The organism is Asticcacaulis biprosthecium C19 (assembly GCF_000204015.1).
Lineage (GTDB): Bacteria > Pseudomonadota > Alphaproteobacteria > Caulobacterales > Caulobacteraceae > Asticcacaulis > Asticcacaulis biprosthecius.
In genome coordinates this window covers 508,163-532,124 of record NZ_GL883078.1, presented here as the reverse complement: position 1 = coordinate 532,124, position 23,962 = coordinate 508,163, and the positions used below count along the sequence as shown (strand labels likewise).

Genomic DNA, 23,962 nt, shown 5'->3' with positions numbered 1-23,962 from the left:
GTCAGATTCTGAGACCGCAGCGTGTTGGGGTAGCGTCCGTGCCGGCGTAGTCGGTAAAGCGCATGGCGATATTCATGGCGGTTCGGCTGACCGGAGCGGCGTCTGCGGTCGCTTCCAGGCGATGCAGTTCCGTCTCGTCTATCTTACCGTCTTCGCTGATCGAAGCCAGTTGCAGGATGCGCGCCGCCGTATGACGGGCGGAGGAGTCATGGACCAAGGCACCGCCCAGGTAGGCCGAACCGATGGAAGCACCAATAAGCAAACCGATGGAACTTGCCGCCATGAGTGCGCGTCTGCGATAGCGCGCAATGGGTGTTGAACTCAAAGCTATCTGTCCTCTGTGGCGAGGGCTGTCTGCCCCCCGGAAGTCAGCCAGCGAACGTTCCTTCACGTTCTGTGCCAGCGTCAGATAGGCCGGTACTCCTCTGCGAAGTCGCCTCGGCCGGAGCGGACTTCTAGGGGGCAAATGTGGCGCAAATGTGTTAAAATGTGATTAACAACCCGTTAGCTATAGTTTAACGCGTTCCCCTATGGGCATCGCATAAGCAGATGGTGCGATATACACGAAGTTGATCGCATTTCTATTGACTGGTAAAAGTGAGTATTGGATACTTTGATTATACGGAGTGGGCGGTCTTTATTATTTGCTTCTTCTTTATAGTCGCATCTTTGCGAAGAAAATCTTAATTTAAGAATCCGCTAAGGGCGGCTTTCAACGGTATTTCTCCCGCACCTGCACATCGGTCTGAAGGACGCTCCCGGCTAACAAACTGGAATCGCAACGGAAATCACGGCATGTTACAACGTCCGCTGACAAGTTTTGCCAATTTTTCATCTAAAAAAGGGTGTGCGGTGCGTCAGAATCACTTGCGCGCCCCAATCGGTCGAAAGGGAAAAGTTTTTACGGCTCCCTTTCATATTTTTTTCTCCGGCTTATGTTGTGTTCATGAATAGTTCACCCCAAAATCCCGGCTTTTCCGACAATTCGGGCGCGTTTGTGGCCGATTTCAGCCAAGCCCATCCAGTGACCTGGGTTCCGCACCGGCCGGAGCGCCCGGCCAAGTCCGAAGGCGGCAAGCGTTTTCGGCTGGCGGCGCCTTATGAACCCGCCGGCGATCAGCCGACCGCGATCGCCGAGTTGGTCGGGGGTGTCAATGCGCGCGAACACGATCAGGTCCTGCTGGGGGTCACCGGGTCGGGCAAGACCTACACCATGGCCAAGATCATCGAGCAGACCCAGCGCCCGGCGCTGATCCTGGCCCACAACAAGACCTTGGCCGCCCAGCTGTTTTCCGAGTTCAAATCCTTCTTCCCGGACAATGCGGTCGAGTATTTCGTCTCGTACTATGACTACTACCAGCCGGAAGCCTACGTCCCGCGCACCGACACCTATATAGAGAAGGACTCGTCGGTGAACGAACAGATCGACCGCATGCGCCATTCGGCGACGCGGGCGATCCTGGAGCGCGACGACGTCATCGTGGTCGCCTCCGTGTCGTGTATCTACGGTATCGGTTCGGTCGAAACCTATACGGCCATGACCTTCGAGCTGAAGGTCGGCCAGTCGATCGACGAGGGCCAACTTCGCGCCGACCTGGTGGCCCTGCAGTACAAGCGCAACGACGCGGCCTTCGAGCGCGGTACGTTCCGCCGTCGCGGCGATGTCATCGAAATCTTCCCGGCCCACTACGAAGACCGCGCCTGGCGCATCAACATGTTCGGCGACGAAATCGAGTCGATGCACGAGTTTGATCCGCTGACCGGCCGCAAGATCGTCGATCTCCAGGACCTGAAGGTCTATGCCGCGAGTCACTATGTTACGCCGCGACCAACGCTGAACCAGGCCATCGACGGCATCAAGAAAGAACTGAAGCTCCGTCTCGACCAACTGCATGGCGAGGGCAAGCTGCTGGAGGCGCAGCGGCTGGAGCAGCGCACCACTTTCGACCTGGAAATGATGCAGGCGACCGGCGCCTGTGCCGGGATTGAAAACTACAGCCGCTATCTGACAGGGCGAGGGGCAGGGGCGCCGCCGCCGACCTTCTTCGAATATCTTCCGGACAATGCCCTGTTGTTCGTCGACGAAAGCCATGTCTCGGTGCCGCAGATCGGCGGCATGTACCGTGGCGACTTCGCGCGCAAATCGGTGCTGGCCGAATACGGCTTCCGGCTGCCGTCGTGCATGGACAACCGCCCGCTCAAGTTCGAGGAATGGGACGCCATGCGGCCTCAGTCCGTTTTTGTGTCGGCGACGCCTGGCAAATGGGAGATGGAGCGGACCGCCGGCGTGTTTGCCGAGCAGGTCATTCGCCCGACCGGCCTGATCGATCCGCCGGTCGAGATCCGCCCCGTGCATAAGGACGGCTTCAATCAGGTCGACGATGTCATCGCCGAGGTCCGGGAAGTCGCCAAGCATGGCTATCGCTCGCTGATCACGGTGCTGACCAAGAAGATGGCCGAAAACCTGACCGACTATATGCACGAGCAGGGCATCCGCGTGCGCTACATGCACTCGGACATCGAAACCCTGGAGCGGATCGAGATCATCCGCGACCTGCGCCTGGGGGCGTTCGACGTGCTGATCGGCATCAACCTGCTGCGCGAAGGCTTGGATATTCCGGAATGTGGTTTTGTGGCCATTCTGGACGCCGACAAGGAAGGCTTCCTGCGCTCGGAAACCTCGTTGATCCAAACCATCGGCCGGGCGGCTCGCAACGTCGACGGCCGGGTGATCCTCTATGCCGACAGAATGACGGGGTCGATGGAGCGTGCCCTGGCGGAGACCGCGCGCCGCCGCGAAAAGCAGATGGCCTATAATGTCGAGCACGGTATCACGCCGGAATCGGTCAAGCGCGGCATCTCCGACATTCTCGACTCGCCGTTCGAAAAGGGCGATCGCGTTCAGATTCCGATGGGCGTTGCCGAGAAGGATTCCAAGCCGTTCATGGGCTCCAACTTCCAGGCAACCCTCAAGGACCTCGAGACCAAGATGCGCGAGGCCGCGGGGAATCTCGAGTTCGAGACCGCGGCGCGCCTGCGCGACGAGATCAAGCGTCTGAAGTTACTCGATCTGGAATTCGCCAAGGATATGATCGGCGGAGACGCATCCTGAACGCGCCGCGGAATGGCGCGACGAGGTCATCGCCCTGTTTGCCGCGCAGCATTTTTGCGCCCGATTCGCGTATTGTGGACTGTCCGTTCACCCGGATGCCGTTGCGTTAACCCATAAGCGTTTCATTCCCCACACACCTCGCCACATTTCGGTGTGTTGCGCCACAATCGTACTGGATTTTTATCACAAATCGGGCGAGGCTCTTCCCAATCATGCAATCGTCGGGCTGATCGGGACGTCACGGGTCAACAGGTTGTTAACCTTGTGCGCGGACACTTAAGGCACGGAATCTAAGTTCTGGGGTATACTGATGCGTAGAACAAGACTGAATGTGGTGCCGCCTGTCTCGAAAGAGGTCGCGCTCGGCCAGGTCATCGATGGTGACAAGGTTATGAGCCTGCCGGCGCACGTGTCGCACAAGTCGACCGCCATGGATGAGGTGCCGGTCGTGCGTGAAAGCCGCACCGCCCGCGTACGTCGTCTGCAGGAAGAAGCCCGTGCCCTGGCGCGCGAGCAGATTTCTGAGTTCGAAGTGCTGATCGACGCGACCGCCAAGATGGCGCTGGAAATTGCCGACGGCGGTGAGGTCTATTCGATCGGCGCCCGTGAAATCTGCCGCCGTCTCTCCGACGAGTTGCCGCGGACCTTGCAGACCCTGCAGGTCATCTCGAAAAAAAACTAAGTTCAAGACCCTGAGCGGGACAGTCGTGTAAAGATCGCGGTCCTGTCTTGAAGAGACTATGGAAGAGCCCGCGCTGCGGGCTTTTTTTATGGCTGGTCATCGCAACTGTTCACAAAAATATATGCCTGATGTTATCATATAACGCTGGCATGGTGCTGGAATTTACCCTAGATTCGAGCTCTTGAAGGGGAATTCTCCATGGTGCAGACCCGCCGGTCATCGGCCCTGATCGGACGGCTTGTTGCGTTCGTCCTGATCGGCAGTTTGGCCGGTCTGACATCGGGGTGCGGGAAAAAACCGGAGACGGCGCCCGAGCCCCAGGTCCAGCCAGTGGCGCCGCCCAAGCCCCCTGTGCACCTGCCGTCGCGCAATCCCGGTCTGTGGGAAATGACCATTGCCGAGGAGGGCAGCGCAGAACCACCCCAGTTGCTGCAGATATGTATCGACGCGGAAGCCGACCGCCATCTGGGCGTCCTGGGCAATGACCTTTCCGGCGACAGTTGCCGCAAGACGGTCAGCGCCAATGCCGAAGGTTGGGACGTTCTCGCGGCCTGCGATATGGGCAATGGCGTCAGCAATGAATATTCCGGCGCGATCGTCGGCGACTACGCCTCTGCCTACAACATGAGATTGCGATCCCAGACCACGCAAGGGGGGGCATCCCAGGGGGTTGCCAACTACACGGTCACCGCCAAACGTACGGGCAACTGCACCAGCGGTCAGTCTCCCGGTGATGTCGTCAATGATGGCGTGCAGTTCAACCTGTTCGACATGGCAGGCATGCAACGTTCGGGGGCAGCCTCCAGCGGCGCGCCGCTGCATCCAGGCGACTAGAGCAAACCGCGTTTACTCGGAATCAAATCGAAAAACGCGCGGAGCGTACAAAGGTAAAACTTAGAGCGGGGTTTTGATGGAATCAAAACCCCGCTCTAAGTTTTTGTTTTGTCGCGCAATTTTGCCGAAAAGTGCTGCACACTTTGTCGGATTGCGCTTTGGATCAGACCAGCCAGGATTTTGGCGTCGGGTACGGCCGCCCGTAGAGAAGGTGGTTGAAGCCCATCGCGCAGCGCGCGGCAATCCACCCAAGGACGGGTATCACCACAGCGAACATATAGAGCGGCTCGACCTGCAGCGCCTTGAGCAGGTACTGGCTGAGGAAAAAGGTCAGGAGGGTCGGGAGGATGCCGATCCAGAACGTGCGGATCTGGAACTGATAATGGCTCTTGATCCACGCCGGCGTCTTGTCGCTGTCGGCAAAGTTTGCGACGATCAGCGCCACGATACCTGTCGCGCCCACCGACATGGACATAAAGAACAGCAGGGCATAGTTCAGCATGGCCAGGCCGCGGCCGTCGGCGAATAGGGACCGGTTGGTGGAGGGGGCAGGGGATTGGGTCATCAGGATTCCTTCGCCCAAAGCCTAGTACGGCCTTATCATGCTGCAAAGCAAAATATGCATGTCAGAAGCAGACACACCTAAAGCGTTACTTTTTGACAAGTGCGTCGAAAATTGCGCCGAAATGGCAATTTTCACGGACATTGTTACATGCGGAGGCGACCGAACATGGTATGAGCGCTCACCGGAAGGAGCAGGCGTGATTCTGCCCATAAAAATAACCGGCTCAAAAGAATCCTGGTTGAGAGGATACCACATGCCCTTTCCTTTAGCGCGCGCCATGCTTGTCATGGCCGCGCCTTTGTTATTGGCAACCTCGGCATTTGCCGGTCCGCCTGTCCATCATCATGGCGCCCTGAAGGTCGTCGGCAATCGCATCGTCGACAGCCACGACAAACCCGTCAAACTCAATGGTGTCAGCTTTTTCTGGTCCAACACCGGTTGGGGCCAGGAAAAATTCTACAACCCATCCGCCGTTGCCACCTTTGCGAAAGACTGGAATGTCTCCGTGGTCCGCGCCGCTATCGGGATCGATGGCCGTGGCGGCTACAAGGAGGATCCGGCCGCCGGTCGCGTCCGGGCCGAAACCCTGATCGACGCTGCCATCGCCAACGGCGTCTATGTCATCATCGACTGGCATTCGCACGGCGCCGAGCGGGATCCGCAATTGGCGGTCGACTTCTTCACAGCCATGGCAAAGAAGTATGGCCATACGCCCAATGTCATCTACGAGATCTATAATGAGCCTCTGGCCAATCACGACTGGGCACGTCAGGTTAAACCCTACTCGCAGACGGTGATCGACGCCATCCGCGCTGTCGATCCCGACAATTTGATCGTTGTCGGATCGCCGACCTGGTCGCAGGATGTCGACGTCGCGGCGGCCGATCCGGTTTCCGGAGGCAACATCACCTACACCCTGCACTTCTATGCCGGCACCCATAAGCAGGCCTTGCGCAACAAGGGCGACAAGGCGCTGAAGATGGGCGCTTCCCTCTTTGTGTCGGAGTGGGGCTCGGTCAATGCCAATGGCGACGGTGGCGCCGATGTCAAGGAAACCGGGCGCTGGCAATACTGGATGAAGGCGAACTGCCTCAGCCAGGCCAACTGGGCCGTCAGTGACAAGAAGGAGGGCGCTTCGCTGTTCAAGCCGGGCGCTTCGGCGACCGGCCCTTGGACGGATGCCGACCTGACGCCATCGGGCCTGCTGGTGCGCGATATCCTGAAGAATGCTTCAACGACCTGCGACTGAGACAATCCGCCCGGGCTGGGTGGGGCGGAGCGGCGGCAAAGCCATCGGTAAGTCGTATTGCGGTACGCCATACTGCGGCGAGACAGGCGGACGCCGTTTGACCACGGCCTTGACCGGATAGGGCAGGCGCTCGGCCTTGGGCCGCGGCAAGGTCATCACCTTTGTGGTATAGGGCGTCACGTCCGGCTTGCCCTCATAGTCGAAGTCGACGGTACCGCCACAAAAAGCATCGTTGCAGCGTGTCTCGAACTCCAGCAGATCCATGAACTGCGCGCCCAGGCGGCGTGTTTCCACCATCTCCTGCACGCTTTCCGCCCAGTGATTGCCACAGGTCTGGCAAGTCACGGCAATGCGGCCGTCGCGCGGCAGGGTCTTTAGTTGCGGCTGGCAGGTAAAGGCCATGGCAGAACATCCTTCTTCGATGTTCTTATTTTGTTCTCAATGTGGATAAGTGTCAACTAAAAAGTTTTCTACGCGTCAGATCGTTGAATTTTATGGAGGTTTTGTCTACTGGATCACGGCGCAGGCGACGCGTGGACCGGCATTGCCGATCGGCTGGCTGGTATAGTCGTCGGCCATGCTGTGGATGACGACGGCCGTGCCGTCAGCATCAAAGATCGCCGGGCGCTTGTCCTTTGTCTGGGCTGTGATCAGATTGGAATAGACCTCGGCGGCGCCGGTGCCGTCAGCCGCGACATAGATGTTGGGCAGGTCGCCGGCATCGTTGTGGCCGATGGCCAGCAGGCCATGGGTTACCGGGGTGTCGCCATGGACATGGCCACCGGCCGAGGCGAACTTCTCGTCGGCGCAGGCGCCTTTTTCGTGGAAATGCAGGCCATGCCAGCCCGGGGTCAGCCCCTTCACATCCACGCGCAGCAGCACGCCGTCGGGTGTCGCCGTCAGGGTCAGGGTACCACGTTCGGCGCCGTCCGGGCTCTTGAAGCTGCCGCCATGGGTGGCTGGGGCTTGCGTCGCCGTGGTGGCATTGACCGGGGGCGTCTGGGCCAAAGCCGGCGGAGCGAGCAGGACGAGAACGAACAAGGCAGAGAGATGGCGCATGGGTAGGTCCTTACGAGGGATGAATCCGGCGTTAAACGCGAATAATTCGCAATACCTGTCGGCCTCGCGGTGTAAAAGGGCAATATGGCTTTTTTTGCTCATAAGGCCGGTTCGAAGCTCTGGGTCTGGGCACGGTCCCATTCGCGTTTCAGCCGGGGATCGAGATCGCTCGACAGCAAGGCGCCGGGCTCGAGATGGGTGTAGGCGACATCGCCTCGTACCACTTCGCCAGTCGCCGCGCGGATATGCAGGTGCCATGGTTTCAGGTCCGACGGATGTTTTAGTCCTGCGGCCCCCAGCATCTCGGCAAGGGCGCGCAGGGTATTGCGGTGGTAGGTGTGGACCCGTTTAAATTTGTCCGATACGACCAGGGCCTGCGCCCGCCCCTTGTCTTGGGTGGCAACACCCGACGGGCAGTGGTTGGTATGGCAGGCGCGAGCCTGGACGCAGCCCAGAGCGAACATGAAGCCGCGCGCCGACATGACATAGTCGGCCCCCAAGGCGTGGATACGGCAAAAGTCGAAGGCCGACACCACCTTGCCCGAAGCCCCCAGCCGGATTTCGCTCCGCAAGCCGGCGCCGACCAGGGCATTGTGCACAAAGGACAGGCCTTCGATCAGCGGCAGGCCGACATGGTTGGACAATTCCACTGGCGCAGCGCCGGTGCCGCCTTCGCCACCGTCTATGACGATGAAGTCCGGCGTCACACCGCTCTCCAGCATGGCCTTGATCAGCGCAAGGAACTCGAACCGATGGCCCACGCAGAGCTTGAACCCGACCGGCTTGCCGCCCGACAGGTCCCGAAGTTTGGAAATGAACGCCATCAGTTCCAGTGGCGTCGAAAACTCAGGATGCCGCGCAGGTGAAATGCAGTCACGGGTACGGTCGATCAGGCGGGTGCGTGCAATCTCGGCCGTGATCTTGGCCCGGGGCAGCACGCCACCATGGCCTGGCTTGGCGCCCTGGCTCAGCTTGATTTCGATCATCTTGACCTGGTCGCCGCAGGCCGCCTTGGCGAACAGGTTCGGATCGAAGCGACCATCCTTCGTCCGGCAGCCGAAATAACCTGAGGCGATCTGCCAGATCAGGTCGCCACCGCCCTTGACATGGTAGCGGCTGATGGAGCCTTCGCCGGTATTGTGGGCGAAACCGCCCTTGCGCGCGCCTTTGTTGAGAGCAAGGATGGCATTGCTGCTGACCGAGCCAAAGCTGGTGCCCGATATGTTGAGCACAGAGGCCTGGTAAGGCTTCAAACAGGCCTTGCCGCCGATGGCGATACGGAAATCGTGATCGGAGAGCTTCAAAGGGGCCATGGAATGCGAAATCCAGCCGTAGCCGATAGCGTTGACGTCGCGGATGGTGCCAAACGGAAGCTGGTCAGGCGCGTTCTTGGCGCGGCGATAGACCAGGGCGCGTTGTTCGCGCGAGAATGGAACGGGGTCGCGATCGTCCTCGATCAGATACTGGCGGATTTCCGGACGAATGGCTTCGATCCAGAAACGAAAGTGGCCGATAATCGGATAATTGCGCAGGATGGAATGCTGAGTCTGGATCATGTCCAGCAAACCAATGGCGCTGAGCGGTGCCAGGACCAGCAACGCCCACCATACCGCACGGTCGACAAAAAAGCCTAGGCCGAGTGCCGCGAGAGTCGCGGCCCAGACGATCTGCAATACGAAAAAACGCGAAATCACGATCAGCCCCCAAAGTGAACGACCAAGGGTATGACAGCTGTGCGACGGTTTGATAAATCGGCCAAGATTACAACATTTTCATGTGCAACCGGTTGCGCCTGAGGCCTTGTTCCGCCTAGGTTTGTTTTTTGGTATTTGCGCGAGATGTCCATGCTGGATCGTCGTTTTCTGTTAGCCGCCCTGTCGGGGCTTGCCTTCACGGCGACCGAGGCCCTGGCCGCCACTAAGAAAAAGAAGAAGGCGCCGGCGAAGAAGAAGGCCAGCTCGAAAAAGAGTCGCAAGCCGGCGAAGAAGGCGGCTCCCAAACCGCCGTCACCGCCGCCCCCTCCGCCCGTGCCGGAGGTTACAGCGCCCGAGGTCAAGGCGAAGCTGGATGCCGCCTTTGACTCCATCCTGCGCGACCTGCTGGTCCAGTCGCCGATGACAGCGACCAACCTTGGCCTCGACAAGGGCGACCTGGCCTATCTCAAGTCGCGCCTTGATGACCGCAGCGCCGCCAGCCTGAATGTCAACGCCAATCGCCTGCGCAAGGCGGTCCAAACCCTGGCCGCCATCGACCGTGACCAGCTTTCAGCGATCGACCGCATCGACTACGATGCTGTGCGCTGGGACATACAGCTTCAGGCCGACGCCGCCCAGACCTGGACCTTCGGCGAAAACGCCACGCCGATGAACATCACCTTCTATGCGCCGACGCCCTATATCGTCAGCCAGCTCAGCGGCTTTTGGAACACGGTGCCGGATTTCCTGGACGGTCAGCACACAATCAACACCGCCGCCGACGCCGAAGCCTATATCCAGCGCCTCGACGCCTTTGCCAAGGGTCTGGAACAGGAAACCGCCCGCATCGTGGCCGAGGCCCAGCGCGGCATCGTCCCGCCGGACTTTATCCTGAAGAAGGCGGCGCTGCAGATTACCAACCTGCGCGACACACCGGTCGAACAGTCGATCCTGGTGACCTCGATCACCCGCCGCACCGCCGAAAAGGGCATAGCCGGCGACTGGACGGCCCTGGCCACGGCCAAGGTCAATGACGTCGTCAAGCCTGCCCTGACCACCCAGATTACGGCCCTGGGCGCCCTGTTGGGTAAGGCGACGCACAATGCCGGCGTGCGCAACCTGCCCAATGGCGCTGCCTACTACGCCTACTGCGCCCGCGTTGGCACGTCGACGGACCTGACGCCCAAGGACATCCACACCATCGGCCTGCAGAAGGTGGCGGAACTGTCGGCCGAGATCGACAGCCGCTTTCGTGCCCTGGGTATGGCCGCGGGCAGCAATGCCGACCGCTACAAAATCCTGGGCGGCGACCCGTCGCAGCTCTATCCCGACAGTGACGAAGGCCGGGCGCAACTGCTGTCGGACCTGAACGGCAAGGTCGACGCCGTGACGGCCAAGATCCCGCAGTATTTCGGCGTCCTGCCCAAGACCAAGGCCAGCATCCGTCGCGTGCCGATCGCCAACGAACTGGGCCAGCCCAGCTACTATCAACCGGCGGCCCTGGATGGTTCGCGTGCCGGCGTCTACAATATCAATCTGCATAGCATGGCCGACAATCCGAAATGGAGCCTGCCGACCCTGACCTACCATGAGGCGGTTCCGGGCCACCACATGCAGATCTCGATCCAGCAGGAAGCGCCGCTGCATCAGTTGCGCAAGGTCGCCAGCTACAACGCCTATGTCGAGGGCTGGGCGCTGTATTCCGAGGAACTGGCCGCGACCGAGATGAAGATGTACGACAACGACCCGTACGGCCGCCTGGGCTATCTGCACGATGCCCTGTTCCGCGCTGTGCGCCTGGTCGTCGATACCGGCATGCACCATCTCGGCTGGAGCCGTGAGCAGGCCATTCGCTACATGGTCGATACGACGGGCGACTCCGAAGGCGGCGCGACCTTGGAGATCGAGCGCTATTGTGCCTGGCCGGGCCAGGCGCTCGGCTATATGGTCGGCAAGATCACCTGGCTGAAACTACGCGACGCCATGAAGAAAAAGCAGGGCGGGGCCTTCAGCTACAAAACTTTCCACGACACCGGCCTGACCGCGGGTTCGTTGCCGCTGGCGGTGCTGGAAGACCTGTACAAGGCCAAGGGGCTGATCTGACATCATGAAACGCATTGCCATCGCCCTGACACCGGAGTTCGCCGATTGGGAAGGTGCCCTGCTGATGGCGGCGGCCCGCGCCTATCTCGGTGCGGAGGTGGTGACCGCCTCGCCCGACGGCGCGCCTGTGACCTCCATGGGCGGGCTAAAGGTCACGCCGGACCTGGCCTATGAGGCGCTCGATCCGGCGGACTTCGATGCGCTCGTCATTCCAGGCGGCATGAGTTGGGAGACGGGCACGGCGCCGGACTTGACGCCTTTGATCCTTCGTTTCAGCGCCGCTGGCCGCGTGATTGGCGGAATTTGCGCTGCCGCCGGCGCTGTGGCGGGCTCAGGCATCCTCGACAACGCCGCCCATACCGGCAATGCCCTGGAGGCGCACAAGGCCTGGCCAGGCTATGCTGGCGATGCGCTGTACCGCGATCAGCCTCAGGCCGTGCGTGACGACCGCATCATCACCGCGCCGGGCAGCGCGCCGTATAGCTTTGCCGTCGAGATCCTGAAGGCGCTCGATCTGTGGACGCCGGAGGCCGAACAGGAATTGGCCGGATTTAAAGCAGAACACGTCTGATACTTTCCGCGATATCGGATATAGTCGCGAAATGACCGTCTTTGTCGATGACATGTACCGCTATCGTATTGGCGCGTTTCGCGGCATGCACATGTCGCACATGATCGCCGACACGGATGCGGAACTCCATCGCTTCGCCATGCGGATCGGTATGAGGCGCGAACACTATCAGGGCGACCATTACGACGTACCGGAATCCATGCGCGACCGGGCGATTGCCGCCGGCGCCATCGCCATCACCTACAAACAGGCCGGCGCAATGCGACGCCGCAAGGTTGTCGAGGGCACCTGCGGCAGCCCCGAAGACGCCAGGGCGTGGTACCGGGCGTGGCTGCGAAGTTCAGGGTAGTTGCAAATATTACAAGAAATTAACTTCCATTCCGCTGCCACCCTGCGAAGCATGGCTACAAACTGTTCATGAGGGACCTACCCATGCTTAACCGCCGTCATCTTCTCGCGTCCGCCGCTGCTACGGCCGGCGCCGCCGCCGTCGGGTCGGCCGCCTTAAATACCGCGGCTTGGGCCAGCGACGCGTCTGTCGCCACCAAGCTGAACCAGGTGTTTGACGACATCTATCAGGAGCGGTTGAAGCATTCGCCGGAAACCCTGACCTCGCTGGGCCTGGACAAGGGTGAATACGCCGCCGCCAAGGCCAAACTGTCCGATTACAGCCTGGCCGAACAGAAGGCCTCGTCTGAGCGCACCGCCCGCCATCACGCCGCCGTCGCCGCCATTCCGCGCGATCATCTCAGCGGCATGGACCGTATCAACTACGACTCCGTTCTGTGGAGCCTGACCCAGTCCAAGGCTGGTGCCGAAAAGTTCAAGTTCGGTTCCTGGGGCTCGCAACCCTATATCCTCAGCCAGCTCAACGGCGCCTATCAAAGCCTGCCGGACTTCCTCGCCACCCAGCATACGGTCGCCACCCAGGCAGACGCCGACGCCTTCCTGTCGCGCATTGAAGGCTTTGCCACCGTGCTGGACCAGCAGACCGACCGCTTCAACGTCGACGCAGCCCAGGGCATCGTGGCGCCCGACTTCGCGCTCGACAAGGCCATCACCCAACTGCAGGCCCTGCGCGCCATCAAGGGCAGCGACAGCTCCATGACCAAGGCCCTGGCCGAAAAGGCCACCAAGGCGGGCGTTGCCGGGGACTGGGCGGCGGAAGCAGCCAAACGCATCGATGGCCCGGTCGCCAGGGCGCTCGACGCCCAGATCGCGGCGCTGAAGGCCGCGCGCCCCAAGGCCGTCCACGATGCCGGCATCTGGCGCCTGAAGGACGGCGACGCCTACTACGCCCACTGCGCCAGGGGCGGCACGACCACAGATCTGACGCCGGAAGAGATTCACAAGATCGGACTCGACCTTGTGGCCGAGATCACAGCCGAAGCCGACGTCAAGTTGAAGGAGATCGGCTATACCAAGGGCACGGTGGGCGAACGCATGCGCGCCCTGTCCGAAGATCCGAAATACGTCTACGCCAATACGGATGAGGCCAAGGAGCAGCTACTGGGCGACCTGAACGTCCAGATCCGCGCGATCGAAGCCAAGCTGCCCGACTGGTTCGGCGTCCTGCCCAAGACGCCGGTGACCGTGCGCCGCGTCCCTAAGGAAACCGAAGCCGGAGCGCCGGGTGGTTATTATCAGCGCCCGACCCTGGATGGTTCGCGTCCGGGTGCCTACTACATCAACCTGCGCGACACGGCGGAATGGCCGTCCTGGTCGCTGCCGACCCTGACCTATCACGAAGCCATTCCCGGTCACCACATGCAGATCTCCATCCAGATGGAGGCGCAAGGCTTGCCGATGCTGCGCAAGACCGGCGGCTATTCGGCCTATTCCGAAGGCTGGGCACTGTATTCGGAACTGGTGGCGGCCGAGATGGGCATGTATGCCGAGGATAAGCCCGGCTATATCGGCTATCTCCAGTCATCGATGTTCCGCGCCATCCGCCTGGTGGTCGATACCGGCATGCACGCCAAGCGCTGGACCCGCGAACAGGCCATCCAGTACTTCGTCGCCACCAATGGTGACCAAGAGTCGGCGGCGACGACCGAGATCGAGCGCTACTGCGTGTGGCCGGGCCAGGCGCTCAGCTATATGATCGGAAAGATCCAGTGGATCAGGCTGCGTGAGCTGGCGCGGGCAAAAGCCGGCGCGAACTTCGACATCAAAAAGTTCCACGACACCGGCCTGACCTGCGCCGCCGTACCCCTGGCCGTGCTGGAACAGGTTTATAAGGACGCCGGACTGATCTGAGCCGAGCGAAACAGGGCCTTTTCTTCTCCTCCCCACTTTGTGTGGAGGGGGACCGCGGAGCGGTGGAGGGGTATTCTTCGGCCTGGATTTTTACCCTCTCGCGGCCGTCAGGGCCGAGGCCTTCAGACTGGCATGGCTGACCCCCGCCAGCCGGGCCACGGCCATCTGTCGCAGGCTGTCGAAGCCCTGGATCATGCACGCGCCTGTTGCGGCGCGTGCGGCTGCCGTGAAGGTGGTCAGATAGACCTCCAGTGCACCATCGTCGCGGCGAGCGCCGTCATAATCGACCACCGCCCCTGCCAGGCCACGGTCGCGCAGGCCTGAAATGGCGCGTGGCTCGGCGCCGGCATGTCCCAGAGCCGTCATGCAATAGGGCTTCAACATCGACACGACCTCGGCGGCACGGCCCTGGGGCACGCCGTTGAGATGCCGGATTTCGAACAGCACCTTCAGCCGCATCTCCTGGGCGGCCTGGCTCACCATCGGCATCAGCCGCGCACGCGCCTTGGCCGAAGCAAAGGTCGAGAACGCGGCGGGGATCATCATCACCATCTTGCGCTGGTCGGGATGGCGCATTTTCAGCAGTTTCAGGCCCTGTTCGATATTGGCGAGGTCGACCTGTTCACGGTCCCCCCAGTCGAGGCCGGCGATCGCACGCGCATCGAGCGGAAACCCTGTCGCTTCCGTCACGGTGGGTTCGAAGCGGTGGCCGATCATCGCCAGCTTCTTCATTTCGAACACCGGTTCCAGAGCACTGGCGATACGCAGCTCGCGGCCCCCCACCATAATCGCGGCGCCGGAAGACGACGGCCGGCGCATCGCCACCATGGTGCCAACGGAGGTCGCGGCCCTGGGCGCGGCGTCGCTGGCGGCCTGGGGCAAAGGGGCTTCGGTTGCGCGAAAGGGCCGGGCATCAGCGCGGTCGAAATAGGTGTTGAGGTCGATCGGAATCAGCCTTAGCCGGTCAACATCGTCAGCCAGGGCCTCGAACAGCGGCGGCGGTGCGCCAGACACATCACCGACAAAGAACTGCCCGGCCGCGTACCAGAGTTCGGCGGCGCTCAGCGCCCCCTTGTATTCGCCCAGGGTCAGGATGACGGCCAGGAAGCTGTCGTCATTGATCTTGATACACCAGTCCGGTTCCTTGAACTTGCGTTCGAAGGTGGTTTTCAGGTGGTCGAAGACGAGGTCGCGCTTGATCTCCCATCGGGCGCCCAGCCGTTCGACCAGAATGTCGAGCCGGATCAGGTAGGCACGTCCCTGCAGATCGGCATGGGTCTCCCGCAGGCGCTCGACGATCTCGGCGGCGTCGTCCTGGGCCAGGGTCAGGAAAATCCTGCCCGTGGCATCCTGCGTCAGCAGGTCGGTCGTGTGCACTTCGGGCGCACTCACGCGCTGGACCTCACCTGGCTATTTTGATACCAAGGATCGCGCCCTATGGTTGCGAAGGTGTTAACTCAGCAAAAATACGATTTAAAGTCGATGCGTAAGCTTGTCCGGCAAGGAAGTTTTAACCTAAGCGGCCGACCTTAGGATAACAGGGTTCAGGCATCACAAGGGTTCAGACACATGGCGGGCAAGGTCCTTCTGGGCGACCTCAGTATCGGCATGGTCATGAAGCTGGCCCTGGCCGAGCCGGGTCGCCGCCCTGAGGTTCTGAGCCTTTATGGCTGCGACTCCTTTGACGACTGTTCCGGCGCCATCGAAGCCTTTCTCGCCGACAATGGCAGCCCCAAGCTGATGGGCGCCGCGTTTTCGACGTCCGGCTGGGAGGTCGATGGCCATATCGACCTGGTCCACTACGGTTTCTCGCTCGATCGCTCGGAACTCTGCCGCTGGCTGGGGACGCCGCGCGTCACCATGGTCAATGATTTTGTCGCCAAGGCCCTGGCCATACCGGTGCTGGAACGCGACGAGCGGGTGAAGGTCTGCGGCGACGATGTCGCGCCGGGGCCGGTGGTCGCCGTCGTGGGGCCAACAGCCGGGCTCGGTGGCGCCTTCCTGGCGCCCAATGGCCGCGGTGGCTGGGTGGCGACCCATTGCGAAGGCGGCCATGCCGATTTCGCACCATGCAATGCGCTGGAGGTCGAGATTTTCAAGCTGATGCTGGCGAAATACGGCCATGTCTCGCGTGAGCGCGCCGTGTCGGCGCCGGGTCTGAGCGAACTGTGGCGCTGTCTGGCCGTGATTGACGGCGAAACACCGGAGTCGATGACGGTCGAAGAGATCATGGCCCAGGCCTTTATCGGCGAAGCGCGAGCCGTCACAGCGGTGCGAGTACAAACCGAGCTCTATGCCGGCGTAGCGTCGGACTTCGCCCTGATGACGGGCGCCAAGGGCGGTGTCTATCTCAGCGGCAGCCACCTGACGGCACTGGGTAGCCTGTTCGACCACGATGTCTTCACGCGCCGTTTCTACGATAAGGGCCGCGTGGCAAGCTATGTCCGCGACATTCCGGTGTACCAGATCGTCGCCGATGAAGCGGAAATCCTGGGCGTCAGCACCCTGTTCGACGACCTGGCAGAGTAAAAAATACCTCTCCCCGCTTGCGGCGAGAGGACGAGAGCGGAACGAAGTGAACGCGATCGGGTGAGGGGCGGCGAGCCTGAAAGGCCTTCGGAGGACGACCGAATATCTGACGCACAGCTTGTCTCAGTGCGTGTAGACCACGGTCACGCCCGCCCGATCGGCATCGCTGAGCGCCTCGGGTTTGGCAATCGACAGCTCCACCCTCTGAACATGCGGCAGGTTCAACAGTTCCGACGCCACGTCTTCAGCGAGCGTCTCGACCAGTCGGATATGACCGCGCGCGACGAATTGGCGTGCGATCTTGCCGACCAGCTCGTAGTTCAGCGTATCCTTCAACCCGTGGATCTCATGCAGGCTTAAGTCGATGACCGCGTCGATGATCAGCGGCTGGGTACGGCCATGTTCATGATCATAGATCCCGATAGCGGCCTCGATGCGCAGGCCTTGGACAAAAACTCGCCGCGACGTCATCATTTTTGTTGCCCTACCGCTTCGCTGCTTGAGGGCGGCTGCGAACTGCCCCCATGACTCGACAGGCATCAGATCGTTCAGGCTGAGATCCGCCCGATGGCACCACTCGCCCAGCCGGATTGGACAGCCGGTGACGTCTTCCGGCGTCAGGATGATGCTGTTGGTCGGGGTTTCCTCGATCTCGAAGCGGACGCATTCAAAATCGGGCCGGAACTTCGCCAAAATCGCATTGAGCTTCATGAACAGCGCCGTCGCCACCGCCTCGGTGGTCGGATCACCCTGGATGACCAGAAGGCGCGGCAGCAATTCCGACTCATGGTCGCGGAAATAGCCCAGCATCGGATCGTCGACGCCCAGTTGGAAGGCGTGGTCCAGGGCGTCATCGACAAAGCTGTGCCAGTGGCGCTTCAGGTCGGCGAAGCTGGCGGCGTAGTTGGCATTTCCCCAATCCATGCCCTTAGCCGAGGCTTTCGGCTGCAAACTGACCGCAACGAATTCGTTATGGCCATGCGGCGTCATGCACTTCGACACAGAATCGAAGCGCAGACGATGGGCCATGGAAAAGCGGCGTTTAAACTGGATCAGCATGGGCGGCCTTCAAGCGCATATAACCTGCCAAGTCAATGCGCCCTTTTGGCCGCCCTGCCTGCCTACAGGTAGAACTGCGCCATGGTCGACAATCCGACTGGCTTGATTTTCGGCGCTTTGCCGGCGGCACCGAACTGCTCGAAGCGGTCCTCGCACACCTTCTGCATCATCGCATAGGCCGGCTTGAAATAGGTTCGCGGGTCGAAGACTTCCGGAGATTTCATAAAGGTTTCGCGGATGCCGGCGGTGATGGCCAGGCGCAGGTCGGTGTCGATATTGATCTTGCGCACGCCCATCTTAATGGCCTTTTGCAGTTCCTCGACCGGCACACCCCAGGTTTGCGGCATCTTGCCGCCATATTCGTTGATCATGTCCTGCAGTTCCTGCGGCACCGACGACGAGCCGTGCATCACCAGATGGGTATTGGGCAGGCGCTTGTGGATCTCGGAAATCACATTCATTGCCAAGACGTCGCCGTCGGGCTTGCGCGTGAACTTGTAGGCGCCATGCGAGGTCCCCATGGCAATCGCCAGGGCGTCGACATTGGTCTGGGCGACGAAATCGACGGCCTGATCCGGATCGGTCAGAAGCTGCGAATGGTCCAGCACACCTTCGGCGCCGTGGCCATCCTCGGCCTCGCCCATGCCGGTCTCCAGCGAGCCCAGCACACCCAGTTCACCTTCGACCGAGACGCCGCAGGCGTGGGCCATCTCGACCACCCGGCGGGTGACATCGACATTGTACTCGAAATCGGCAGGGGTCTTGGCGTCCGCCTTCAGCGAGCCGTCCATCATCACCGATGTAAAGCCGTGCTGGATGGCCGAGGCGCAGGTGCCGACGCTGTTGCCGTGGTCCTGGTGCATACACAACGGAATTTCCGGATAGATCTCGACCAGGGCGTTGATCATCCGCTTGAGCATCAGGTCGTTGGAATAGGCGCGGGCGCCGCGCGATGCCTGGATAATGACCGGCGACTGGGTGCGGCGGGCCGCCTCCATGATGGCCAGGCCCTGTTCCATATTGTTGATATTGTAGGCGGGCATGCCGTAGCCATGCTCGGCGGCGTGGTCGAGCAACTGACGAAGACTTATACGGGCCATGTTGAAATTTTCCCTCTTTCAAGACGGAGCTGCCTTGGTGGCCTGCAAACCGCCGTCTTTCTGCGCTCCGGTGCTCATGGACTTAAGTCCACTCCGCTCCGGTGCTCGAAAGCCAGCCGTTTTCGGCTCACCATGCCAGCTCCTGCTGGCTGTGGTTATGGCCCTGTGGCGGGGCCTAGAATAAAGCGGTCTGGTCTTTTGACCTTTGTGGACCGCTTGGAATTAAGAATTAAATCGTTTCCTCTTACTGTTCAAGCGCCGCGACGCCGGGCAGAACCTTGCCTTCCATCCATTCCAGGAAGGCGCCGCCGGCTGTCGACACGAAGGTCATGTCATCGGCCACACCGGCATGGTTCAAAGCGGCGACGGTGTCCCCACCGCCCGCGACCGCCACCAGCTTACCGGATTTTGTTTGCGCCGCAGCAAATTTCGCTGCGGCGACCGTCGCGGCGTCAAACGGTGGCAATTCAAACACACCCAGCGGCCCATTCCAGATCAATGTCTTGCTCTGGGCCATGACCTCGTTCAGTTGCGCCACCGTCTTCGGGCCGGCATCAAAAATCTTATCCTCTGCCGACAGCGGAGCGTCGATATCCTGCGTGCGCGACGGCGCGTGGGCCTTGAACTCCTGAGCCACCACGACATCGACCGGCAACAGGATACGACAACCCTTGGCCTCGGCTTCGGTCAAAATCTCCAGCGCAGTCTCCTTGAGGTCTTTCTCGCACAGCGAACCGCCGACATCGACGCCTTGCGCAAACAGGAAGGTGTTGGCCATGCCGCCGCCAATGGCCAGGGCGTCCAGCTTGCCGACCAGGTTCTTCAACAGGTCCAGTTTGGTCGACACCTTCGAACCACCAACAATACCCAGCGTCGGGCGCTGCGGATTGCCCAGCGCCGCTTCCAGCGCATCCAGTTCCCGGCGCATGCTCTCACCGGCATATGCCGGCAGCAGCCTGGCGACGCCCTCGGTCGAGGCGTGGGCACGGTGCGCCGCCGAGAAGGCGTCATTGACATAGATGTCGCCGATGTCGGCCAGGGCTTGCGCGAATTCGGGGTCGTTCTTTTCCTCACCGGCATGGAAACGGACGTTTTCCAGCAGGGCGACACTACCGGCCGGCAGTAGCTTCAGCAGGTCGGACGCGGCTGGCCCGACACAGTCGCTGGCGAAGCCGACCGTGATACCCAGCAGTTCCGACAACGGACCGGCGATGGGGCGCAACGACATTTCCGGTACGACCTTGCCTTTGGGGCGGTCGAAGTGGGCCAGCAGCGCGACCTTGGCGCCCTTGCTCCTCAGCTTTTCGATGGTCGGGATAGCGACCCTCAAGCGGGTGTCGTCGGTAATGCGGCCGTTTTCCATCGGCACGTTGAAATCGACCCGCACCAGGGCGGTCTTGCCGGTTAGATCCGAAACATCGTCGAGCGTATTGAAGGGCATGGAAACCTCAAAAAGCGTTGCAAACCGGGTAAGCAAGTCTAAAAACGTTGCTGGCATTTATCACGAAGACAGCAAAGGCAATGGCCGAAAGGGCCAAGCCGACAGGTGCTCGATTGCGCCAGGCAAACAGGCAGGCAATGACCAACCAAGCGATCATAACAATAAATGGCGCTACATAAACAGCGTCTGGGACGCCGGGGCCAAACTGCATAGAGTCATCTACGCGCCATAAAAAGCGATTTCGCAGGACGCAAATAAACGTCATGCCAGCGGCGGCGACGAAGCCGGTAACAATAAGGGCGACGCCTCGGACAATCAGCCAAAGGGTCGCCCGACTTTGCATCGGATCAGATCTTGCCGAAATACACGGCCGTATCGGCCATGCGCGACGAGAAGCCCCATTCGTTATCGTACCAGGCAAGAATGCGGACCAGTCCGCCATCTACGATCTGGGTCTGGTTCAGCGCAAACGTCGAGGATGCCGGTGCATGGTTGAAGTCCGACGACACCAGCGGCTCGTTGGTGTAGTCCAGCACGCCCTTCATCGGGCCTTCCGCGGCGGCGATGATAGCGTTGTTGATCTCGTCCTTGGTCACATTGCGCGCCGGCACGAAGACCAGGTCGACCGCCGACACGTTCGGGGTCGGCACACGGATCGACGAACCGTCGAGCTTGCCCTTAAGCTCCGGCAAGACCAGACCGACGGCCTTGGCAGCACCCGTCGAGGTCGGGATCATGCTGAGCGACGCGGCGCGGGCCCGGTACAGGTCCTTGTGCATCTGGTCCAGCGACGGTTGATCGTTGGTGTAGCTGTGGATGGTGGTCATGTAACCACGCTCGATGCCGCACAGATCCTGCAGCACCTTGGCGACCGGCGCCAGGCAGTTGGTGGTGCACGAGGCGTTGGAGATGACCGTGTCGTCCTTGGTCAGGCTGTCATGGTTGACGCCGTAAACGATGGTCTTGTCGGCGCCGTCGGCCGGGGCCGAGACGATGACCTTCTTGGCGCCGGCGTCCAAGTGCAAGGCGGCCTTGTCGCGGGCGGTAAAGATGCCGGTGCATTCCAGCGCGATGTCGACGCCCAGTTCCTTGTGCGGCAGCTCGGCCGGGTTCTTGATGGCCGTTACCTTGATCGGACCGTAGGTCTTGCCGTCCTTGATCAGTGTGATGCTGTCACCGTCGACGGTGACCTTGCCGGGGAAGCGGCCATGTACGGAGTCGTAACGCAACAGGTGGGCATTGGTTTCCACCGGGCCCAGGTCATTGATCGCCACGACTTCGATGTCGGTGCGGCCATGTTCGACGATGGAGCGGAGAACCAGGCGGCCGATGCGGCCGAACCCGTTGATGGCGACACGTAAAGCCATGGGAGCATCCTTTGCTATGGGTCTTTTTTCGACGCGGTTCTTGAACCTCAAGGCTTTGAAGTCAAGCCCTATTTTGCGCCGCACTGTATATGGTAACGCTAACCCTTGGATTCCAGCCGGATGGTCAGACGTGAAACCGCTTTTGGCTATTTTCGCATCAACCGCGGCAGCACGAGGCGCGCTTCCAACCCGACGACGTTGGCGCCTTCATAACGATTGTGCAGACTTAAGGTCGCGCCCTGAGCTTCGGCCAGAGACCGCGCCACGGATAGACCCAGTCCCGTGCCGCCCGTATCGCGGCTGCGCGAACTCTCCATGCGATAGAAGGGTTCGAACACGGTTTCCAGTTGGTCGGGCGGCAGGCCCGGACCGTTATCGATGATGCGGATCTCTGCCGACGGCCCGCGTGCCGCCAACTCTATCCGGCATGAGGTGGCATAACGGCCTGCGTTTTCGACCAGGTTGGTGACAATGCGTTTCAGCGCCACCATGTCCCCCTTGATCATGATGTTAGGTTCGATCAGGGCCGGGTCCATCTGGCAGACGGCGCACAGGTCGTCGGCCAGGGTCTCGACCAGGGCCGACAGGTCCAATGGCCGCAGGGAATCCCCCAGCTTATGGGCGCTGGTGAAGCTCATGGCCGAGCGGATCAGCCCGTCCATATGGGCGATGTCGTCGGCCAGTTTGTCGCGCAGCGGCGAGGGCAGGTCTTCGATGCGCAGACGCATGCGGGCCAGGGGCGTCTTCAGGTCGTGGGCGATGGCCCCCATCAGCGCCGTGCGGCTTTCGACCTGCTTGCGGATGCGGATCTGCATGGCGTTGAGCACATCGGCGGCCTGGCGGACCTCGCGCGGACCAATGGCCATCACTGGCGGAGCATTGTCCTCGACTCCGATCTTGGATGCGGCTTCGGAAAAGGCGACGATTGGCCCGGCCAGGCGCTGCGACAGCCACCAGGCCAGTGGCAGGATGAGCAGCGCCGTCAGGCCGAACCCGAGCAGCAGCCGGACCTGCCACGGTGCGATCAGGTCCTGCGGCGGGGTGATGACGCGGTAGCTGCCATCATTCAGCTTCCAGGCGGCCGAAAACGGCGGGTAGACGATGTCGCCGCGCAATTCCAGTCGCTCGATGCGCATGATGGGACCGGCCATCTCATCGGGTGGCGGTGGCGGCGGTCCGCCCGCTCCGCCTTCGCCGCGGAAACGGCCTTCGCCCTCCGGCCCCGGACCGTCATGTCTGAACGACACGATCCGGTCGGTTTCGATGGGGCGGGGGCCGGAACGAAAGGTGCGGCGGTGGGGCAGGATGCGCACCTTGACCGTGTCAGCCGGGACGCCCAGCTGCGCCGCCAGCTTTTTGTTCCAGGGCGGCCGACATCATGCCGAAAGGACCGCGCGCCGGCTGACTGACGAAGCTGGGTGTGGTCGTCGCCGTGGTCGTCGTCAAGGTCCGGCCATTCTGCAACTCGACCTTGCCGGTCTTCAACGCGATGGCCGCCTCCTCCAGGGTATAGCCCGACGGCGGCGGATCGGGCGCGTTGATCACCAGAAAGGTGTTGATCCCCAAAGCCAGGATCAACACAGCCAGGCTCAGCCCCAGGACCTGCCAGAAAATGGGGAGCGATAGAAGCCGGCGTTTAGGTTGGGCGGTCAACGAGGGCGAAATCCTATTTCAGCGGCTTGAACATATAGCCGATGCCGCGGATGGTGCGAATAATGTCTTCGTTGTGGTCGTCGCTCAGCTTGCGGCGCAGGCGCGAAATCTGGACATCGATGGCGCGGTCGAAGCTGTCGGCATTGGGACCATGCAGATAGTCCAGGATCTGATCGCGCGACAAGGCTCGGCCGGGGCGGTCGAGAAAGACGCGCAGCAATTCGAATTCGGCGTTGGACAAAGCCACCTGGATACCGTCGGGGCGGGTCAGGGTGCGCTTGATATTGTCCAGCGACCAGCCGAAGAAGGTGGTGACGGGGGCGCCCTTGTCGCCGCCGGTGCGGGCTTCGCGCCGGCGCAGGACGGCGCGGATGCGCGCCAGTAACTCACGCGGATGGAAGGGCTTGGCGATATAGTCGTCGGCACCCAGTTCCAGCCCGACGATGCGGTCAATCTCCTCGCCGCGCGCCGACACCATGATCACCGGCGGTCCGCCCTGTTCCTGCAGACGCTTGCAGATCGACAGGCCGTCTTCACCCGGCATCATGTAATCCAGCACGACCAGGGCGATGTCGCCGCGTGTCAGGATCTTGTCCATCTCCTTCCCCTGGGCGGCGGTATGGATCACAAACCCGTTCTGGCCGAGGAAATTCCCGGTCAGTTCGCGGATATCGCGGTCGTCGTC

Annotated in this window: 23 protein-coding genes; 9 read left to right on the top strand and 14 right to left on the bottom strand. The window is 61.3% G+C overall.

Translation table 11 applies throughout. The features are described 5' to 3' along the window. Position 1: 1 nt before the first annotated feature. Positions 2-283: a hypothetical protein gene (locus ABI_RS12885; RefSeq protein WP_006273444.1), complete on the bottom strand. Its 282-nt coding sequence runs from the start codon at positions 281-283 to the stop codon at positions 2-4. Positions 284-946: 663 nt separating this feature from the next. Between ABI_RS12885 and uvrB the strand changes: the two genes are divergently transcribed. The 3 genes from uvrB (at position 947) to ABI_RS12870 (ending at position 4,628) form a co-directional block, all read left to right on the top strand. Then, the gene (gene uvrB / locus ABI_RS12880) at positions 947-3,112 is read left to right on the top strand and encodes an excinuclease ABC subunit UvrB (RefSeq protein WP_040309231.1); all 2,166 of its coding nucleotides are present in this window, start codon (positions 947-949) and stop codon (positions 3,110-3,112) included. 310 nt (positions 3,113-3,422) lie between these two features. Next, positions 3,423-3,794 (top strand): hypothetical protein, encoded by a 372-nt coding sequence (locus tag ABI_RS12875; RefSeq protein ID WP_245531348.1) that lies wholly within the window; start codon positions 3,423-3,425, stop codon positions 3,792-3,794. Between the two features lie 198 nt (positions 3,795-3,992). Beyond that, positions 3,993-4,628, top strand: coding sequence for a DUF3617 domain-containing protein (locus ABI_RS12870; RefSeq protein ID WP_006273441.1), 636 nt, complete (start codon positions 3,993-3,995; stop codon positions 4,626-4,628). Positions 4,629-4,791: 163 nt separating this feature from the next. Here ABI_RS12870 and ABI_RS23720 read toward each other — a convergent pair whose 3' ends face one another. Then, positions 4,792-5,193 (bottom strand): DUF4870 family protein, encoded by a 402-nt coding sequence (locus tag ABI_RS23720; RefSeq protein WP_006273440.1) that lies wholly within the window; start codon positions 5,191-5,193, stop codon positions 4,792-4,794. Between the two features lie 253 nt (positions 5,194-5,446). Between ABI_RS23720 and ABI_RS12860 the strand changes: the two genes are divergently transcribed. Continuing rightward, positions 5,447-6,442: a glycoside hydrolase family 5 protein gene (locus ABI_RS12860; protein WP_245531347.1), complete on the top strand. Its 996-nt coding sequence runs from the start codon at positions 5,447-5,449 to the stop codon at positions 6,440-6,442. Here the strand turns inward: ABI_RS12860 and ABI_RS12855 are convergent. The 3 genes from ABI_RS12855 to ABI_RS12845 all read right to left on the bottom strand — a co-directional run bounded on the left by ABI_RS12855 (position 6,425) and on the right by ABI_RS12845 (position 9,195). Continuing rightward, a complete protein-coding gene (locus tag ABI_RS12855) occupies positions 6,425-6,844 on the bottom strand; it encodes a hypothetical protein (protein ID WP_006273438.1) in 420 nt (139 codons plus the stop codon). The two genes, ABI_RS12860 and ABI_RS12855, sit on opposite strands and share 18 nt — an antisense overlap. 105 nt (positions 6,845-6,949) lie before the next feature. Further along, on the bottom strand, positions 6,950-7,501 hold the full coding sequence (locus tag ABI_RS12850) for a superoxide dismutase family protein (RefSeq protein WP_040309230.1): 552 nt from the start codon (positions 7,499-7,501) through the stop codon (positions 6,950-6,952). A 98-nt stretch (positions 7,502-7,599) separates the two neighbouring features. Beyond that, positions 7,600-9,195 (bottom strand): FMN-binding glutamate synthase family protein, encoded by a 1,596-nt coding sequence (locus tag ABI_RS12845; RefSeq protein ID WP_006273437.1) that lies wholly within the window; start codon positions 9,193-9,195, stop codon positions 7,600-7,602. A 150-nt stretch (positions 9,196-9,345) separates the two neighbouring features. Between ABI_RS12845 and ABI_RS12840 the strand changes: the two genes are divergently transcribed. From ABI_RS12840 to ABI_RS12825, 4 genes are all read left to right on the top strand, one after another. Further along, a complete protein-coding gene (locus tag ABI_RS12840) occupies positions 9,346-11,298 on the top strand; it encodes a DUF885 domain-containing protein (protein WP_006273436.1) in 1,953 nt (650 codons plus the stop codon). A 4-nt stretch (positions 11,299-11,302) separates the two neighbouring features. Further along, positions 11,303-11,869, top strand: a complete 567-nt coding sequence (locus ABI_RS12835; protein ID WP_006273435.1) for a DJ-1/PfpI family protein — start codon at positions 11,303-11,305, stop codon at positions 11,867-11,869. Between the two features lie 31 nt (positions 11,870-11,900). Next, complete coding sequence (locus tag ABI_RS12830) at positions 11,901-12,218, top strand: DUF4031 domain-containing protein (RefSeq protein WP_006273434.1); 318 nt, start codon at positions 11,901-11,903, stop codon at positions 12,216-12,218. A gap of 83 nt (positions 12,219-12,301) precedes the next feature. Beyond that, positions 12,302-14,128 carry a DUF885 domain-containing protein gene (locus tag ABI_RS12825; RefSeq protein ID WP_006273433.1) on the top strand — a complete coding sequence of 609 codons (1,827 nt, stop codon included), beginning with the start codon at positions 12,302-12,304 and terminating at the stop codon, positions 14,126-14,128. Between the two features lie 90 nt (positions 14,129-14,218). Here ABI_RS12825 and ABI_RS12820 read toward each other — a convergent pair whose 3' ends face one another. Continuing rightward, positions 14,219-15,520 (bottom strand): hypothetical protein, encoded by a 1,302-nt coding sequence (locus ABI_RS12820; RefSeq protein ID WP_006273432.1) that lies wholly within the window; start codon positions 15,518-15,520, stop codon positions 14,219-14,221. A 177-nt stretch (positions 15,521-15,697) separates the two neighbouring features. Here ABI_RS12820 and ABI_RS12815 point away from each other — a divergent pair, with 177 nt between their 5' ends. Beyond that, positions 15,698-16,657 (top strand): glucokinase, encoded by a 960-nt coding sequence (locus ABI_RS12815; protein ID WP_006273431.1) that lies wholly within the window; start codon positions 15,698-15,700, stop codon positions 16,655-16,657. Between the two features lie 123 nt (positions 16,658-16,780). Here ABI_RS12815 and ABI_RS26265 read toward each other — a convergent pair whose 3' ends face one another. The 8 genes from ABI_RS26265 to ABI_RS12770 form a co-directional block, all read right to left on the bottom strand. Beyond that, on the bottom strand, positions 16,781-17,716 hold the full coding sequence (locus ABI_RS26265) for a dihydroneopterin aldolase (protein ID WP_006273430.1): 936 nt from the start codon (positions 17,714-17,716) through the stop codon (positions 16,781-16,783). Positions 17,717-17,778: 62 nt separating this feature from the next. Further along, positions 17,779-18,816 carry a class II fructose-bisphosphate aldolase gene (fba, locus tag ABI_RS12800; protein WP_006273429.1) on the bottom strand — a complete coding sequence of 346 codons (1,038 nt, stop codon included), beginning with the start codon at positions 18,814-18,816 and terminating at the stop codon, positions 17,779-17,781. Between the two features lie 244 nt (positions 18,817-19,060). Continuing rightward, positions 19,061-20,257, bottom strand: a complete 1,197-nt coding sequence (locus ABI_RS12795) for a phosphoglycerate kinase (RefSeq protein ID WP_006273428.1) — start codon at positions 20,255-20,257, stop codon at positions 19,061-19,063. Positions 20,258-20,264: 7 nt separating this feature from the next. After that, the gene (locus ABI_RS12790; RefSeq protein ID WP_040309229.1) at positions 20,265-20,600 is read right to left on the bottom strand and encodes a hypothetical protein; all 336 of its coding nucleotides are present in this window, start codon (positions 20,598-20,600) and stop codon (positions 20,265-20,267) included. Positions 20,601-20,604: 4 nt separating this feature from the next. Then, positions 20,605-21,624 (bottom strand): type I glyceraldehyde-3-phosphate dehydrogenase, encoded by a 1,020-nt coding sequence (gap, locus tag ABI_RS12785; RefSeq protein ID WP_006273426.1) that lies wholly within the window; start codon positions 21,622-21,624, stop codon positions 20,605-20,607. 146 nt (positions 21,625-21,770) lie between these two features. Beyond that, positions 21,771-22,937: a sensor histidine kinase gene (locus ABI_RS12780; RefSeq protein WP_006273425.1), complete on the bottom strand. Its 1,167-nt coding sequence runs from the start codon at positions 22,935-22,937 to the stop codon at positions 21,771-21,773. 10 nt (positions 22,938-22,947) lie between these two features. Continuing rightward, on the bottom strand, positions 22,948-23,277 hold the full coding sequence (locus tag ABI_RS12775) for a hypothetical protein (protein ID WP_040309228.1): 330 nt from the start codon (positions 23,275-23,277) through the stop codon (positions 22,948-22,950). A gap of 13 nt (positions 23,278-23,290) precedes the next feature. Then, positions 23,291-23,962: response regulator (locus ABI_RS12770; RefSeq protein WP_040309227.1), on the bottom strand; the 672-nt coding region annotated here is incomplete at its 5' end.